Here is a 15638-nt window from a genome sequence, read left to right on the forward strand (position 1 = left end):
GAAAACTGGGCCTTTGCTACTTGAGTGCCGAACAGTGCTACTGCGGCCATTACAATCAACTTTTTCATCTGTCGTTAAATTTAAATATTCATTAAAACTATTCCTGTGTTATTGTTTCTTCTACATACATTCTAGCAATCCTTGTTGATGTTTGGTCGATATCTTAAACCATTAAAAAAAATGGTGAGTACTTGTTTTTCGCGATCCATAAAGCATTTCAGCGCTTCCCGGTCGTATGGGTCAAAGCCCGCCGCCTGCCACTTGCACCATATTACCCATAAGCCGAATAATACATTTACCAGCAGCTGCGCTGTGAGCTCCGTATCCGTGTCTTTATTGAGCTCCCCGCTGCTTACCCCTTTTGAAATGGTAGCAGAAAGGAAGGAAATTTCTACCTGCTGCAATAACTCAATCGTTTGTCGCATCCGGCTGGAAGGAACATCCTTTATCCATTCGTTTACGCCAAACAGGAAATGATATTCCAGCAACATTTTTTCCTTCAGTGCCAGGTAGCGGTTCACAATATCTGAAGTACATGGCGCCTCTTCCACATATGCCGACATGTCAATAAAACAATCGGCTATCATACGCTCTACCACCGCCACATAGATGGATTCTTTATCGGAAAAATAATAATACAAAGAGCCTTTTGAAATTTCCAGGTCCCTGGCTATTTCCTCCATGGTAGTTTTAGTTAACCCAAACCGCTTGAAGCGCTTTAACGCCGCCTCCAGAATCATTGTTCGTTTCAGGTCCTGTTCTGCCATAGTGTTGTTGCAAGCGAAACTGACTGTTTGACTATTTCGTTTTGCGGGTCAAATGTACAACCAAAAGTAAAACCACCAAATTTTTTTGTTAAGAAATTGTTACGTACTCTCCGCGCAACCCGTTAAAACGAAGGTAAAGTCACGGAAATAGTTACACGTTCACAAAAACGTTGGCAAATTGTTAACTGAATCGAAAACATCTTCCCGGAAAAATTGAAAATATATAATTACCGCTAATGGATATACGAAATCATGTTATTGGGGATGCGCCATTTTATGCAGCAGATCGCGTTGCCGTTTTTCGCTGATATCCAATGTAGTGCCGCCTTTCAGCAATACTTTGCCGGAAGGGCCATCCACCCGGCTGATGTTGGATAGCTGTATCATCTGGTTGTTATTGATCTGGTAAAACTGAAGGGAGGCAAACAAATCGGCATAGTAACGGAACGATTGTACAGCCGTGATCAGCTCACCGGAGCTTAACATAAATGCGCAGTTATCGCCCTTTGTCTCCAGGTATTCAATGGCCGGAATATTAATGGTATGCGCCTTCCCGTTGGTGGCAGGGATCAACAGCTGCCAGGCTACAGGCTTACTGTTATTGAAATTTTCCAGCAACACGCGGTAACGGTCTTTACTGCCACCGGTGTTAATCCGTTCTGTTATCAGTGCCACGGCCTGCAGCAGGCTTTCTTTATCAATAGGCTTTAGTATCAGCTCCACGTCACTGAAACGGATCACATGAAGGAACTTCTTTTCAAATGCAGTAACAAATACCGCTTCAAAAGGGATATCAGGCAGGGTGCCGGCCAGTACGTCGAAGCCGGTACCATCGGGCATTTCAAGGTCAAGAAATACCAGCTCGGGACGATGTGCCTTTATTTTTTCTATGCCATCCGCACAATCGGTGGCCATATCGGCAATGGTAATTCCGGGGCAGTATTTACCAAGCATCAGGGCAATAATATCCCGGCTGTTTCTTTCATCATCTATTATAATAGCCTTTATCATAAAAAAAGTAACATTAACGGATACACTGTTCTAACTATAACTGGGGGATCAGGATCTTTACTATCGTGCCGCTGTTGGACTCATCTTCAGATGACTTGTCAATAATTTCTATATGAATTTCTGTATTATACATTTTGTTCAGTAACTCAGCGCGGTTCTGGCTTATTTCCATGCCGGACGACTGGTGATGCTTTGGCAGCATACGCAGCGACTTTGAACGGGCAATGCCAATTCCGTTATCTGCTATTACACACTCCAGCATATCTGAGGCCACCTGGTTAAAATAAATGGAAAGCTTACCTGTAGGCTGTTGGGGGTTCGTCATGCCATGCTTTACAGCATTTTCAACATAAGGTTGCAACAGCATTGCGGGGATTTCCAGTTCGGCAGTGGCAATCACGGGGTCTACCACTATTTCATACTCCATCCGGTTTTCAAACCGCATCTTTTCCAGTCCAAGATAAGTATTCAGATAGGTAATTTCATCTGCCAGGGATATAAAATTACGCCGGGAGAAGTCCAGCGTTTTGCGGATCAGGTAAGAAAAGTCGGAAAGATATTTCTGTGCGTACTCATAATCCCGCTGCATTACAAACAGTTGAATAGAATTCAGGCAGTTGAAAATAAAATGAGGGTTGATCTGTGCACGGATGGCCTTCAGCTCAATTTCCGTCAGTTTTTTATCGTATTCTGTTTCCAGTTGCTTTTTCCGCTGCTCTTCCAGTTCCTGCTTTTTGCGCAGTATCTCAGTGGTTTGCTCTTTTACCAGTTCTTCCAGTTGCTCATTCAGCTTCCGCTGCAGTTCTTTGTTTTTATTCAGTTGTTTGATCAGCAGTTCCTGTGTGCGCGTTCTTTCCAGGTGCACCAGTTTATTGCGGTAACTTAACCCGGCAAGAAAAAACATGGCCTGCAGCGACACGCCGCCTATCAGCAGGATAGTAGGGGCTGCCAGTTCGCCCAGTGCGCTGAGCAGCCCCAGTGGCCGCACATGCATCAGGAAGGAACCCAGGCAGGCAAGATATAAGCATACCGACCCATACAGGAAGAACCGCACCAGCGGATGATGGCGGGAACGCCGCGCCAGCGCCACAAATACAGCCAGCAGGGGCACCAGTGTTACAAAATACACATAGCTGTATATAATGGTGGGCATCTGGTACTGGCCTATCCTGATAAAATACACGCATAAAATAATCAGTCCGCCTACAATAGCGGCTACCCAGGTAAAGGCTCTCTCCATAAAGGGATACCTTTCGGTAAGATTAAGAAAGGCATTGCCAAACAGGAGGTACATCAGGTAAAAGCAAAACAGCAGGCCGGGAATATCCCAGTAATATTTCAGCATTGGCCAGCGGTGGAAAAAAGACAACTGGTAGGGCTTGTCTTCCAGTCGCAGGGCAAAAAAGAGGATCAGCCCCAGGATATAAGCTGCAAAATAGATATACGACCTGTCGGGCAGCTGGATATAGTTAATAACGGAAATACTGAAGAATACCAGGAGCATACCCAGCAATACCTGGATCACTACCGCTTCTTTGCGAAAGCCATTCAGCTGCTGATCCCGGAAAGCGCTATAGGCTTCGGTACTGAAAAGCGCCGGCATAAGAGGGCCTTCATTGTACGATTTATTGACAATGTGCAGGTAAAACGTGCGTATCCCACCGGCAGGCACCTGTACTGCAAAGGCATAGTGGGCCCATCTTTCCACGCCGCCATCATCCAGCATCAAACCCGTTTGCATGAGCGGCCTGGGCTTGTCGCCCGGCGATTGCGAATACCAGTACATATAGTCGTGCCAGCCGGAAAAAAGGTGGCACGACAACGCCTTATCGCCCCGGTTTTTTATGGTAAGCCTTAACCAGCAATTATTTACCCGCCCGTTATTTTTAGGATTATTATGGAAGATGTTTTCCTGCCGGGTAAAAGGCATGGCAGCAGCCTGCTCCGGCGTCAGGTGCTGCTGATCAGCTGTCAGCACGTATATAAAAGGCCGCAGATCCAGGTTCGCAGGAGCGAAAGCGGTATCGGCTATCAGTGTATCTACTGGGGTATGATCAACATTGGCAAAGGATCCTGCAGTGTAACAATACAACAGCAGCATTAGAATAATGCGCTTCACAAAGTGTAATATAAGTTTGGTTATAACAATTTGTCAATAGCTTTTGCCATTGCTTCATCCTTAGCGGTGATGATATCACCGGCATCGTGGGTGCACAGGAATATTTCCACTTTATTATAAATGTTGCTCCAGTTGGGATGATGGTCCATTTTTTCTGCAATCAGTGCAACTTTGGTCATAAATGCGAATGCATCCCGAAAATCTTTGAATTCAAAAGCCCGGTAAAGCTGTTTGTTTCTTTCTTCCCACATAAAAAATCAGGAATTTAAAAGTAAAACGTCGGGGTCTGTCATGGAATCTGGTCAAAAATATTACCGCTGATGCGTAGTGCCTGTTCTAAAAAATAAGGTTCATCTTATTTTTGATATCCCGGATATCAAGTAAAGATACTAATTGTACAAGCGGAACAAGGCGTAATTCTTCTAATAATTTTTTTACATCGCCTGGTTGATAGTAATCGCCCTTTACCATCCACAGAAAATTGATCTGTTTCAGTTCGGGCAGGAGAAATTCTGCCTGGCAACGGTTGTTATAAAGATAGTGTGCTACCGAGTTGGTTGGTTCGTGAAAATCAAATACAGGGAAATGAAAGGATCTTGTTTTTTTCGACAGGGTGATCTCCAGGTTATTATTTACCCGGAAGTTGGTGTGCAATTGCCGGTTAATATGCCAGCACAACTGATAATCCCGCGCGGTGGAGGCAATGCCTATAATGTAGGAGCTGTCGAAGAAGTCCTCTATCAATTGGTCATGGTCCAGTTTCAGCTTGAGTATTGTCATATAGAAACGTAGTGCTTCACCCCGCCGGATGCTGTCTGAAATATTTATACTTTCTTTTTACTGCCCTTTTTCAAAGGTGTAGCTGGTTGTCCCGGATCCCAAAATACGGCTTTAAAATTTTCTATTTTATCTTCTTTTACTACTATGCCTTCCTGCTCCAGTAATTCCTGCATCAGGGTAGGAGTGGCAAAATGACTCCGTCCGCTTAGCTCTCCTTTGCTGTTTACCACGCGGTGCGCAGGAACTGCCGGTTTGGCGCTGCCGGCTGCATTCATTGCCCAGCCTACCATGCGGCCGGTAAGTTTTAAACCGGAAGCATCGGCAATGGCGCCATAGGAGGTAACCCGGCCCCGCGGTATGGTACGCGCAATTTTAAAAACTGTTTCAAAAAAAGAAACAGGCTCAGTGGCCTTCTTTTCCTTCTTCCCTTCTGCGGGTAAGGAGTGCTGATCTTTCGGGTTCGGGTACTTTTTCATAATCAAAAGGACAGTGCTTACAGCCGTTGCCGCAACAGAAGCCCCGGTTGAGGTGAAACTTTTCGGTGAATACCATATAGCCCTGGGCATTATAGTAAAAATCAATCTTCTCCACCAACGGTTGCTTCATCTGAAGGCAGTTTAATGCTTTGCCAGTTCAACGGAGCAGCAGGCAATTGGAATTTAAGATAACGGATCGTTCTGCCATCTGCCAGGTGCATTCCTTCATAAAAGGTCCGGATCTTCAGCAATGGCGGTACTTCGGGTAATGCGTACACATCCGGGATGTCTTCTATCAGCGTACATCCCGCCGCGGTAATCACCTCCTGTGTGAAGGCATATAGCTGCGGTGAATCTGTTTTCAGGTTAATAGTGGCTCCCGGCGCCAGTAAGGGCTGAAACAGCTGCAGGAACCTGGGATGCGTCAGTCTTTTCTTTGATTTGGAATTGCGCAGGAAAGGGTCCGGGAAAGTGATCCAGATATCCTTTATTTCTCCGGGCGCAAAGTAATTATTAAGCTTATCTATTTGTGTACGTAAGAAAGCGGCATTTGGCAGCGGTTCTTCCAGGGCGGTTTTAGCGCCTCTCCAGATACGGTTGCCTTTGAGATCCACGCCTAAAAAGTTCTGTTCAGGAAACAGCCGGGCCATACCCAGTGTATAGTCTCCTTTACCACAGGCCAACTCTAATGTAACAGGGTGGTTGTTTTTAAAGAATTCATTCCATTTTCCCTGCATACCTTCCGGGTATATCAATACATTGGGGAAGGTTTCGATTTCAGCAAATCGTTGTAATTTTTTTTGTCCCATTTGCGGCAAAAATAGGGTGATTTTTTTGAATGGGAGAAGGGTAAGGGGAACCAATGCTCTTGCAGGGGTACATGCCGGGCAATAGTAGTTGCTGCATGATAACTTCATATTTATATTAAATAAAATATGAAACGTCGTGATATAAAATAAAAAAAAGCCCGTAAGCATGATCACTTACGAGCTCTTTAAACCAATTAGCTGTAGGAGGAGGAGTCGAACCTCCACGGGGCAGTTAGCCATAGCACAAGTAAGATTAGTGGTCAACCCAATTATACTACGTTTATCCTGTGATCCCCACCCCCGAGACAAGAGGGCATGTCTGCCAATTTCATCATCCCACAATGTGTTCAAACCGTTACCAGCTATTGCTTTTCGTTAGCCGTTTTTGTAATGATTATGATGCAAATCTAAAGAGAAGGTGAGTTTCTTGCAAATTTTTTAAGAAGAATTTTGGAATTTTCGATATTTTTTAAATATTTGCATATAACTTTAAAACATTCAAAAACAAATTGTAAAAATGAGCCACAATTTGAATATTGACAAACTAGATTTGCAGATTATCAGCGAGATGATGTCTAATGCTGAGATCTCCTACGCCGACCTGGGGAAGAAATTATTCGTTTCCGGCGGGACTATCCACGTGAGAATGAAGAAATTACAAGAACTGGGTGTAGTTAAAGGTACTAAATTACATGTAGATTTAAAAATGATCGGCTATGATGTGATCGCTTTTATCGGCATCTATCTTGAAAAGAGCTCTATGTATGATACTGTAGCCAAAGAACTGAGGAAAATCCCTGAAATGGTACGTCTTAATTATACAACAGGCAGCTATAGCATGTTTGCAGAAATCATCTGTAAAGACATCACCCAGCTTCGCCGCATCCTCCACGATGAATTACAGAAAATAAAAGGTATAGAAAGAACTGAAACCCTGATCTCGCTCGAAGAAAGCTTCTACCGGACAATTAACGTAGTGGAATAATTGGTTTTTAAGAATGGAGAGTTCACCCTGTTGCTATTTCATTCTTAATGATTAATTTTCGCTATGGTTACAACAGAAATTGCCGAGAAAATTCAACGGCTGGAAGAAAAGTATGCCGCCATGGGCCAGAACCTGTCATCTTACCTGGATGGCCTTCTGTATGCGGACTACCTCACCTATTGGGATTATATTCAGCTGGATGTGCTGCTCAACCTGCAACATCCGCGCACACCGATTCCTGATGAAAGAATTTTCATCATCTACCACCAGATCACGGAATTGTATCTGAAATTATCGCTGCAGGCGATTGAACAAATCAGCCTCGCGCCTGTACTGACAGCTGAGATATTTAAAACCCAGCTTAAAAGGATCAACAATTATTTCCACAGTCTGATCAGCTCATTTGAAATAATGGTAGATGGGATGGATAAGGAGCAGTTCCTGCAATTCCGCATGGCCCTGTTACCCGCCAGTGGATTCCAGAGCGGGCAATTCCGCATGATCGAGATCTGCTCTACCCGGTTGAATAACCTGGTGTATGAGCCCCAGCGTCCGGAAGTAGAAGGCCTGGACCTAAAAGAGGTACTGGACAAAATCTATTGGAGAAGCGGCGCCACGGAACTGGCTACCGGTAAAAAAACACTTACCCTGCGCCAGTTTGAGCTGAAATATATGGATACCTTCCTGCAATTGGCTACACGGTATAAAGACAGTAACCTGCTTGCCAGCTATAATAAGCTCAGCCCCGCAGAACAAACGGAATTGATTCCGCTGCTAAAGGAATACGATCTCAATGTAAATGTGCGCTGGCCGCTTATGCACTACAAATCAGCGGTAAGATACCTGCATAAAAGACCGGAAGATATTGCTGCTACCGGTGGCACCAACTGGCAGCAATTCCTGCCCCCGAAAAATAAACGCATCGTTTTCTTCCCGGCACTATGGACGGAAGAAGAGCTTAATAACTGGGGCAAGATCGCTATGGGCGAGTAAATGATGTCAGATATGCTGTGTTGTAAATCTTCTTAAATAATATGCCAGCAACGGCACATCCACTTTTTCCAACGGGTGTGCCGTATCCGGCATCACCGTTAACTGCGCCAGCGGAAGGGCTTTGTATACTTCAATGGTTTCCTGGAAAGACACCATGTTGTCACGGTCGCCCATCATCAGCATACAGGGGGAGACTACCTGGGCAAAATCGGCCGGTTTCAGCAGCGACTGGTGCCCCAGCTCTTCTATCAGCTGGGCAGTGCGCGTTACCACCGTTTTCCAGTTGCCCGCAGTATGCCTGGTCTCCAGCGTCCTGGCAAAAGCCGGCACTTTCTCCTCGATCAGGTCCGGGTTCAGTTGCCGTACTTCCTTACCGGCGGTAGCCTCGTTCCAGTTAAATTTGGTAGCCAGCGTAATCACCCGCCCGGTCTTTTCCGGGTAATGCCTTGCCAGGTACATGGCTACATAGCCGCCCATGCTGTATCCGAAAATGTGCACAAAATCAAGCTGATGGCTTTCGAGATAGGATAGTACTTCCGCTGCAAATACCTGTATACTGAACCCCTGCTCGGAGAAAGGCACATTGCCATGCCCGCTGAAATTGATCAGGTGTACGTCGTAGTGCTCAGACATTGCCGCCGCTAATGGTTCAAATTGAGAAGCAGCGCCCAGGGCGCCATGTAAAAAAAGTATGGGGAGTTTATGTGTTTGCATTGACTAAAACTAGCAAACATTTCGGGAAATGCAGATTTGATTGTTTGAATTTTTCAGGGAGATAAGATTTTTATCTCCCTGGAATACCTCGAAAAACAACATAACCAAATCATCTGGCCAGGTATGCTCCATCAATGGGATAGTAGCTACCGGTTACGAAAGATGATTGCGGAGAACTGAGCCATAACACCAGCTCTGCTACCTCTTCCGGCTTGCCTAACCTGCCTATGGGATGCAGGCCTACAAGTGCCTGCATCTCCTGCTGGCTCAGATGTTTGGTTAATAATGGGGTTTCAATAAATCCCGGTCCCACGGCGTTGACCCGGATGCCTTTGGCGGAATATTCCACTGCGGCTGCCTGGGTAAGCCCTACCACGCCATGTTTGGCAGCCACATAGGCACAGGAGCCCGCAAAACCAACGGCCCCCAGGATAGAGGCCATGTTTACAATCACCCCGCCACCGGCTTTTTCCATCACGGGGAGCTGGTATCGCATACCGTAAAAAACGCCATTGAGATTTATGTTGATAACTTTTTGCCAGTCTTCCAGCCTGTATTCACCGGTGGGAGCCGACGCACCACCAATACCGGCATTATTACAGGCAATATCCAGCTGTTTAAATTCCGCCAGGGTTTGGGCCACCAGCTGCTCGCAATCGGATGGACTACTGGTATCCGACTTTATAAAAACAGCCCTGCCGCCCTTGTTCCTGATCCCCTCTGCCACGGTCTTGCCACCTTTTTCATCAATATCACTGATCACCACACCCGCTCCATTGGCTGCATACAGCTCTGCCACACATTTGCCGATACCGGAACCTGCGCCTGTTACCAGCGCCACCTTGTTTTTCAGTTGCTCCATAACATGCTTTTGCATTAATAAACAATACAGCCCGATGAAATGTTCCTCGTATTTTTTTATTATGTTTGCATAGATGTTGCCGATTAATTTTCTTCACTTAAGATGTCCCATCATCAAATCAATTTTTTTTAAATACTAGTAATGGAATATAATACCACGCGCAATTACCTGATAATGAAGGAATATGGCAGGAATATCCAGAAAATGGTGGAGTACCTGGTAACCATAAAAGACGACGAAGAGCGCCAGCGTAATGCTATGGCTGTAATAGAGCTGATGGGTACACTGAACCCGCATTTACGTAATGTGGAAGACTTCAGGCATAAATTATGGGATCATATCTTTAATATCTCCGGCTTTACCCTGAATGTGGAGTCCCCATATCCAATCCCCACCATCGAAAAGCTGAGAGCCAAGCCCGATAAACTTCCTTATCCGAAAAAATATCCCAGGAACCGCCACTTCGGCAAAAACCTGGAAATGATCATCGATAAAGCGGTACATGAAAATAATCCTGAAAAGAAAGAAGGGTTTACCCAGTGTATCGGTAACTATATGAAGCTGGCATATAGCAACTGGCACAAAGAAAGTGTACATGACGATGCTATCAAGGCCGAATTGATGGCCATCACCAACAACCAGCTGGAATACCACCCGGGTCATACTGCCCATGCTGCAGGCCCCGTAAACTTCCCCCAAACCGGTAATGTAGCTGGCGCCAGTGAACAGTTCCGCTCCAACAAGCGCAAAAACTTCCAGCAAAACAAGTTCAAAAGCAGCAATAGCGGCAACAGCGGCGGTAAAAGCCGGGACAATAACAACAAGCACAATAACAAATACAACAAAAACAGGAACAAGTGAGCAGTGCTTTTGAAGTAAGAGGCGGCAACCGCTTAAAGGGAGAAATTATACCCCAGGGTGCCAAAAACGAAGCTTTACAAATCATCAGTGCCGTGATGCTAACCCCCGAAAAGGTTACTATCACTAATATTCCGGATATCGTAGATGTAAATCTGCTGATAGAGCTGTTGGGAGATGCCGGCGTAAAATTAAACCGTATCAGCAGGGATACCTGCGAATTCCAGGCAGATGCAGTAGATCTGAAATATCTGGAAAGCCCCGAATTTAAAAAGAAATCAGGCCGCCTGAGAGGCTCGGTAATGATTGCAGGTCCGCTACTCGCAAGGTTCGGACGCGCCTTCATTCCCAAACCCGGCGGCGATAAAATAGGCCGCCGCAGGCTGGACACCCACATCATCGGTTTCGAGAAACTGGGCGCCCGGTTTGTATACGATGCGGACGATAATTATTTCCGGCTGGAAACATCCGGAGGGCTCAAAGGTACTTATATGCTGCTGGATGAGCCCAGCGTTACCGGTACAGCCAATATTGTAATGGCAGCGGTAATGGCGGAAGGCACCACCACTATTTACAACGCAGCCTGCGAACCATACCTGCAGCAGCTTTGCAAAATGCTGAACCGCATGGGCGCCCGCATCAGCGGCGTAGGATCCAACCTGCTCACCATTGAAGGCGTAAAATACCTGGGCGGCTGCGAGCACAGCATGCTTCCCGATATGATCGAGATTGGGTCTTTCATTGGCCTGGCAGCCATGACGCAGAGCGAGATCACGATCAAAAATGCCGGTGTGGATAACCTCGGTATTATACCTGAAAAGTTCCGACAGTTAGGTATTCAGATGGAGATCAGGGGAAATGATATCTATATCCCTTCCCAGGATTCCTATGAAATACAGACCTTCCTGGATGGTTCCATTCTTACTATCTCCGATCATCCATGGCCCGGCTTTACACCAGACCTGCTCAGCATCGTGCTGGTAGTGGCTACACAGGCAAAAGGCAGCGTGATGATCCATCAGAAGATGTTTGAAAGCAGGCTGTTTTTCGTGGATAAACTGATAGACATGGGCGCACAGATCGTTTTATGCGATCCGCACCGTGCTGTTGTGATCGGGCTGGGCCGCCAGCATAACCTGCGCGGTATCACCATGTCATCGCCCGATATCCGTGCCGGCGTATCCCTGCTGATCGCTGCACTCAGCGCTGAAGGAAAAAGCACTATTCAGAATATAGACCAGATAGACCGTGGCTACCAGTACATCGACGAAAGGCTGAGAAAACTGGGGGCAGATATAAAGAGAGTATAAACACCTGTTCATACTTCTTCAGAACCCAAATACCAGCAAAACATTTTACTGGTTTTTGGGTTTTGCTTTTGAAGTAACCGCTACCCTGATTGTAATTAATAATGGAAAAGAAGATCATCATCGTTACGGCTCCTTCCGGCGCCGGTAAAACCACTATCGTAAAAAAACTGTTGGCTAATATGCCGGTACTGGCCTTTTCAATTTCCGCCAGCACCCGTACCCCGCGCGCCAGTGAAGTGCACGGAAAAGACTACTATTTCCTGTCGGCCGATGAATTTCACCAGCGGATAGAAGAAAATGCTTTTGCGGAATATGAAATGGTGTACGCCGGAAAATACTATGGCACCCTTAAAAGTGAACTGGAGCGTATCTGGAATAATAACCAGGTACCAATGGTAGACATCGATGTAAAAGGCGCACTTTCTATCAAGGAAAAGTATCACAGCAATGCACTCACCATTTTCATACAGCCACCATCGTTAGATGCACTACGGGTAAGACTCAGTGAAAGAGGCACTGAAACACAGGCCTCCCTGGATGAAAGACTGGCTAAAGCCCGCTATGAGCTGTCGTTTTCCCATGAATTTGACCAGATTGTGGTGAACGATGAACTGGAAAAAGCATATGAAGAGGTAAAAAAGCTGGTAACAGATTTTTTAAATATAAAATAGCGACGTGATCGTTGGTTTTCCTAATTCATTATTTTTGTTAGGATGGACGGATACACAATAATTATTTTGGTTTTCCTGGTATTGCTGGCAGGCTTCTTTTCAGGTATCGAAGCTGCCTTTGCCAATGTTAACAAACTTAGCATTGAGCTCAAAAAGAAGCAGGGCAGGACTACTGGCAAAATATTAGCCAGTCTGAATGAAAATCCCAGCAGGTTCCTGGCTACCAGCCTGGTAGGATTTACGATCACCATAGTCATCTATGGAATTCTTGTGGCCGGCGTATTTCAGCCGGCGCTGGATACTATTCTGCGGAAGCCTGATTCCGCCAGCGTACAACCTTTTATTATCTTTATTGAGATAATACTGGCCACCCTGCTGGTATTGTTCCTGGGCTTTTTTATTCCCAGGGCCGTTTTCCGGTCACGCCCGGAAACTCTGCTTAGTTTCTTTGCGTTGCCGGTATCAATAGTAGCCAAGCCGCTGTATGTGATCGGTAATGTGCTCGCTTCCCTCTCGGAATGGATGTTGAAATATTTATTCAATGTCCGTATCGTGGAAAACGGTGAATCATTTACCCGTGTGGATGTGGAGCATTTTATCAGGCAGTCGCAGCAACACTTCGGGGAAAACAACCAGGAGCTGAATACAGAACTATTTGAGAATGCTTTGTCGCTTGCCCATGTAAAAATCCGCGGATGCCTTATTCCCCGTAAGGAAATTGAAGCGCTGGAAATTCACCGGCCGCTCAGTGATGCCCGGAGTAAATTTATGGATACCAAGCTATCTAAGATCATTATTTACGAAGGAAGTATCGATAATATACTAGGTTATATCCACCAGTTGGATATGTTTAAAAATCCGGCGGATATCAAAAGCATTATTCATCCTATATTGGCTGTGCCTGAAACAATGAGCGCCATCGACCTGCTCAGCAAGTTCAATAAAGAACGTAAAAGCATTGCATGGGTAGTAGATGAGTTCGGCGGAACAGCCGGCATTGTAACGATTGAAGATGTATTGGAAGAGATTTTTGGTGAAATTAAGGATGAACACGATGAAGAAGAATTTGTAGAGAAGCAGATCGCCGAAAAAGAATATATTTTTTCAGGAAGATTAGAGCTCGATTACTTGAATGAAAGATATGGGCTGGACTTTCCTGAGGATGAAAGTGAAACTTTATCAGGGTACATTATCAATCATCATGAAACTATTCCGAAGATCAAAGAACGCATTATAATCGACGATTATGAGTTTGATATTCTGAATGTTACGGATACCAGGATCGAAATGGTGAAAATGAAAATGTTAGCATAGGGTTCACCGTTAAACTGGTTGACTTATCAGATAATAATATGATATATTTATTTGCGTAATGTAAAGATTAACCATTCAATAACAATTTTGCTAAAACGTTTTTAAAAAAAGTAGTAGGAATTTAACACGGATTGTATACATTTGCTTCAGATGATGTAACACAATGATTTGATTTTTGTTAAAAGGTTGTAAAAAAAGTGTTCCAACATTGATAATAAAATAATTCTTGTTATTTTTGTATTACAATATAGAACGCAACCAGGGATTCTTACTTATTCTGAACGCTTGCCATCAATTAGGTAAGTAGTTTAACTGGAAGCTAAAGACATTCTCGAATTCAACTTTTTTGGGGTTAACAAACAATGGATGAAAGGCCGGCTCTTGATTCTTCTCGGGCTGGCTCTTTTTTTTATCACATCTCATTTCCACTTTTTCTTCTCTTTTTACGTACATGCTTCAGGTATAAACAATGCTTTGCTTAAAGCAATATTAAAATAGGGTACTTTATACAAGGTGCACTGTAATTTGTAGTGTGCAACAGCTATATTTGTGATCCTTAATAAGAAACTGTATTCAACATCGTTCGATCCGTATAAAGTATGTTAAAGAAATTGTTCGCGAGCAATGAGGATAAGGCAGAAATGTCTTTTTTTGACCACCTGGAAGACCTCCGGTGGCACCTTGTCAGATCGGCCCTGGCACTCGTTGCATTCAGCGTATTCGGCTTTTTATATACACAGGAAATTCTGGATAATGTAATTTTCGGACCCACCAACGCCAGCTTCCCTTCCTATGTGGCGCTATGCAAAATCAGTCATTGGGTAGGCCTGGGAGATCAGCTCTGTATTACGCCTGTAAAGGTCCAGTTTTTGAATTATAAGATGGTAGGGCAGATCATGCTGCAATTTAAACTGGCCTTCATTATCGGCTTTGTTTGCGCCTTCCCTTACATTTTCTGGGAGTTCTGGCGATTTGTAAAACCAGCGCTGAAAGAAAAAGAGCTCAAAGGAGCCAGGGGAGTGATCTTCTGGGTGTCTTTCCAGTTCTTCCTGGGAATTGCATTTGCCTATTTCCTCATGGCGCCTTTTACTATCAACTTCCTTGCTTCTTACACGGTAACTGAAAAAGCAGTAAACCAGTTTTTTATAGATGATTATTTCGATCTGATGACACAGATCGTACTGGGGATGGGGCTCCTGTTTGAGCTGCCTATCCTGGTGTTTTTCCTTACCAAACTCGGTATCCTCACACCGGAATTCCTCAAATCCTACAGGCGACATGCTATTGTGGTGATCCTGATCCTGGCCGCTGTTATTACGCCGCCCGACCTGATAGATCAGCTCATTGTATTTGTGCCCTTATACTGTCTGTATGAAATCAGTATCTTTATATCGAAGAAAGCGCTGAAAGAACGTGAAGACAGCATGGCCAAAACCGACGTGGAAGAATGGTCTTAATTATCGCTAACAGCAAACAAGAAATTGAAAATGGAAAATACCGTATTTAACCTGACGTTGCCCGTGGCTATCGGATCCGATCATGCAGGATATGAATATAAAGAAGAAGTGATCTCTTTCCTGGAATCGAAAGGCCTGCAGGTAAAAGATTACGGCACCCACTCAAAAGATTCTGTGGATTATCCTGACTATGCGCACCCGGTATCAACAGCAGTGGAAAGAGAACAGGCTGCCTTCGGTATCCTGATCTGCGGCAGTGCCAATGGCGTAGCCATTACTGCCAATAAACACCAGGGCATCCGGGCTGCCATCTGCTGGGGAGAAGAGCTTGCGCGGCTGGCCCGCTCACATAACAATGCGAACGTGCTGTGCATCCCTGCCCGTTTTGTGGATATTCCCGTTGCCAACCAGATGGTGGAGATGTTTATCAGCACCCCGTTTGAAGGTGGCCGCCACCAGGACCGGGTACGTAAAATGGTTTGCCTGTAATGGTTTTAAACCATATATCATTT

Annotated in this window: 18 protein-coding genes; 8 read left to right on the forward strand and 10 right to left on the reverse strand. The window is 45.0% G+C overall.

What is annotated here, in order from left to right:
• Positions 1–131: 131 nt before the first annotated feature.
• From VIM72_RS04940 to trmB, 8 genes are all read right to left on the reverse strand, one after another.
• Positions 132–767 carry a TetR/AcrR family transcriptional regulator gene (locus VIM72_RS04940; protein WP_332001757.1) on the reverse strand — a complete coding sequence of 212 codons (636 nt, stop codon included), beginning with the start codon at positions 765–767 and terminating at the stop codon, positions 132–134.
• A gap of 255 nt (positions 768–1022) precedes the next feature.
• On the reverse strand, positions 1023–1778 hold the full coding sequence (locus tag VIM72_RS04945; protein WP_332001758.1) for a LytR/AlgR family response regulator transcription factor: 756 nt from the start codon (positions 1776–1778) through the stop codon (positions 1023–1025).
• A gap of 34 nt (positions 1779–1812) precedes the next feature.
• Positions 1813–3897 carry a histidine kinase gene (locus VIM72_RS04950; RefSeq protein WP_332001759.1) on the reverse strand — a complete coding sequence of 695 codons (2085 nt, stop codon included), beginning with the start codon at positions 3895–3897 and terminating at the stop codon, positions 1813–1815.
• A gap of 20 nt (positions 3898–3917) precedes the next feature.
• Positions 3918–4148, reverse strand: coding sequence for a 4a-hydroxytetrahydrobiopterin dehydratase (locus tag VIM72_RS04955; protein WP_142684778.1), 231 nt, complete (start codon positions 4146–4148; stop codon positions 3918–3920).
• Positions 4149–4233: 85 nt separating this feature from the next.
• A complete protein-coding gene (locus VIM72_RS04960; RefSeq protein WP_332001760.1) occupies positions 4234–4677 on the reverse strand; it encodes an IPExxxVDY family protein in 444 nt (147 codons plus the stop codon).
• 44 nt (positions 4678–4721) lie between these two features.
• Positions 4722–5153 carry an MGMT family protein gene (locus VIM72_RS04965; RefSeq protein ID WP_332001761.1) on the reverse strand — a complete coding sequence of 144 codons (432 nt, stop codon included), beginning with the start codon at positions 5151–5153 and terminating at the stop codon, positions 4722–4724.
• A complete protein-coding gene (locus tag VIM72_RS04970) occupies positions 5080–5283 on the reverse strand; it encodes a DUF5522 domain-containing protein (RefSeq protein WP_332001762.1) in 204 nt (67 codons plus the stop codon). Before VIM72_RS04970 ends, VIM72_RS04965 begins: the two co-directional genes overlap by 74 nt.
• Entirely contained in the window at positions 5255–5962 is a 708-nt protein-coding gene (gene trmB, locus VIM72_RS04975) for a tRNA (guanosine(46)-N7)-methyltransferase TrmB (RefSeq protein ID WP_332001763.1), read from the reverse strand. Before trmB ends, VIM72_RS04970 begins: the two co-directional genes overlap by 29 nt.
• A gap of 517 nt (positions 5963–6479) precedes the next feature.
• Here trmB and VIM72_RS04980 point away from each other — a divergent pair.
• On the forward strand, positions 6480–6947 hold the full coding sequence (locus VIM72_RS04980; protein WP_079471223.1) for an Lrp/AsnC ligand binding domain-containing protein: 468 nt from the start codon (positions 6480–6482) through the stop codon (positions 6945–6947).
• A 63-nt stretch (positions 6948–7010) separates the two neighbouring features.
• Positions 7011–7940: a tryptophan 2,3-dioxygenase family protein gene (locus VIM72_RS04985; RefSeq protein WP_332001764.1), complete on the forward strand. Its 930-nt coding sequence runs from the start codon at positions 7011–7013 to the stop codon at positions 7938–7940.
• Positions 7941–7946: 6 nt separating this feature from the next.
• Here VIM72_RS04985 and VIM72_RS04990 read toward each other — a convergent pair whose 3' ends face one another.
• Together VIM72_RS04990 and VIM72_RS04995 are read right to left on the reverse strand one after the other, a co-directional pair.
• On the reverse strand, positions 7947–8654 hold the full coding sequence (locus VIM72_RS04990) for an alpha/beta hydrolase (protein ID WP_332001766.1): 708 nt from the start codon (positions 8652–8654) through the stop codon (positions 7947–7949).
• A 109-nt stretch (positions 8655–8763) separates the two neighbouring features.
• Positions 8764–9516, reverse strand: a complete 753-nt coding sequence (locus VIM72_RS04995) for a glucose 1-dehydrogenase (protein WP_332001767.1) — start codon at positions 9514–9516, stop codon at positions 8764–8766.
• Positions 9517–9657: 141 nt separating this feature from the next.
• Between VIM72_RS04995 and VIM72_RS05000 the strand changes: the two genes are divergently transcribed.
• From VIM72_RS05000 to rpiB, 6 genes are all read left to right on the forward strand, one after another.
• Positions 9658–10377 carry a DUF4290 domain-containing protein gene (locus VIM72_RS05000; protein WP_332001768.1) on the forward strand — a complete coding sequence of 240 codons (720 nt, stop codon included), beginning with the start codon at positions 9658–9660 and terminating at the stop codon, positions 10375–10377.
• On the forward strand, positions 10374–11684 hold the full coding sequence (gene murA / locus VIM72_RS05005; protein ID WP_332001769.1) for a UDP-N-acetylglucosamine 1-carboxyvinyltransferase: 1311 nt from the start codon (positions 10374–10376) through the stop codon (positions 11682–11684). Before VIM72_RS05000 ends, murA begins: the two co-directional genes overlap by 4 nt.
• 101 nt (positions 11685–11785) lie before the next feature.
• Complete coding sequence (gmk, locus tag VIM72_RS05010) at positions 11786–12355, forward strand: guanylate kinase (protein ID WP_332001770.1); 570 nt, start codon at positions 11786–11788, stop codon at positions 12353–12355.
• 42 nt (positions 12356–12397) lie between these two features.
• A complete protein-coding gene (locus tag VIM72_RS05015) occupies positions 12398–13669 on the forward strand; it encodes a hemolysin family protein (protein ID WP_332001771.1) in 1272 nt (423 codons plus the stop codon).
• A 599-nt stretch (positions 13670–14268) separates the two neighbouring features.
• Positions 14269–15126: a twin-arginine translocase subunit TatC gene (gene tatC / locus VIM72_RS05020; RefSeq protein ID WP_332001772.1), complete on the forward strand. Its 858-nt coding sequence runs from the start codon at positions 14269–14271 to the stop codon at positions 15124–15126.
• Between the two features lie 30 nt (positions 15127–15156).
• Positions 15157–15615 (forward strand): ribose 5-phosphate isomerase B, encoded by a 459-nt coding sequence (gene rpiB / locus VIM72_RS05025; protein ID WP_332001773.1) that lies wholly within the window; start codon positions 15157–15159, stop codon positions 15613–15615.
• The last annotated feature ends 23 nt before the right edge of the window (positions 15616–15638 follow it).

The sequence above is a fragment of the Chitinophaga sp. genome, from assembly GCF_036569185.1.
Taxonomy (GTDB): Bacteria; Bacteroidota; Bacteroidia; order Chitinophagales; family Chitinophagaceae; genus Chitinophaga.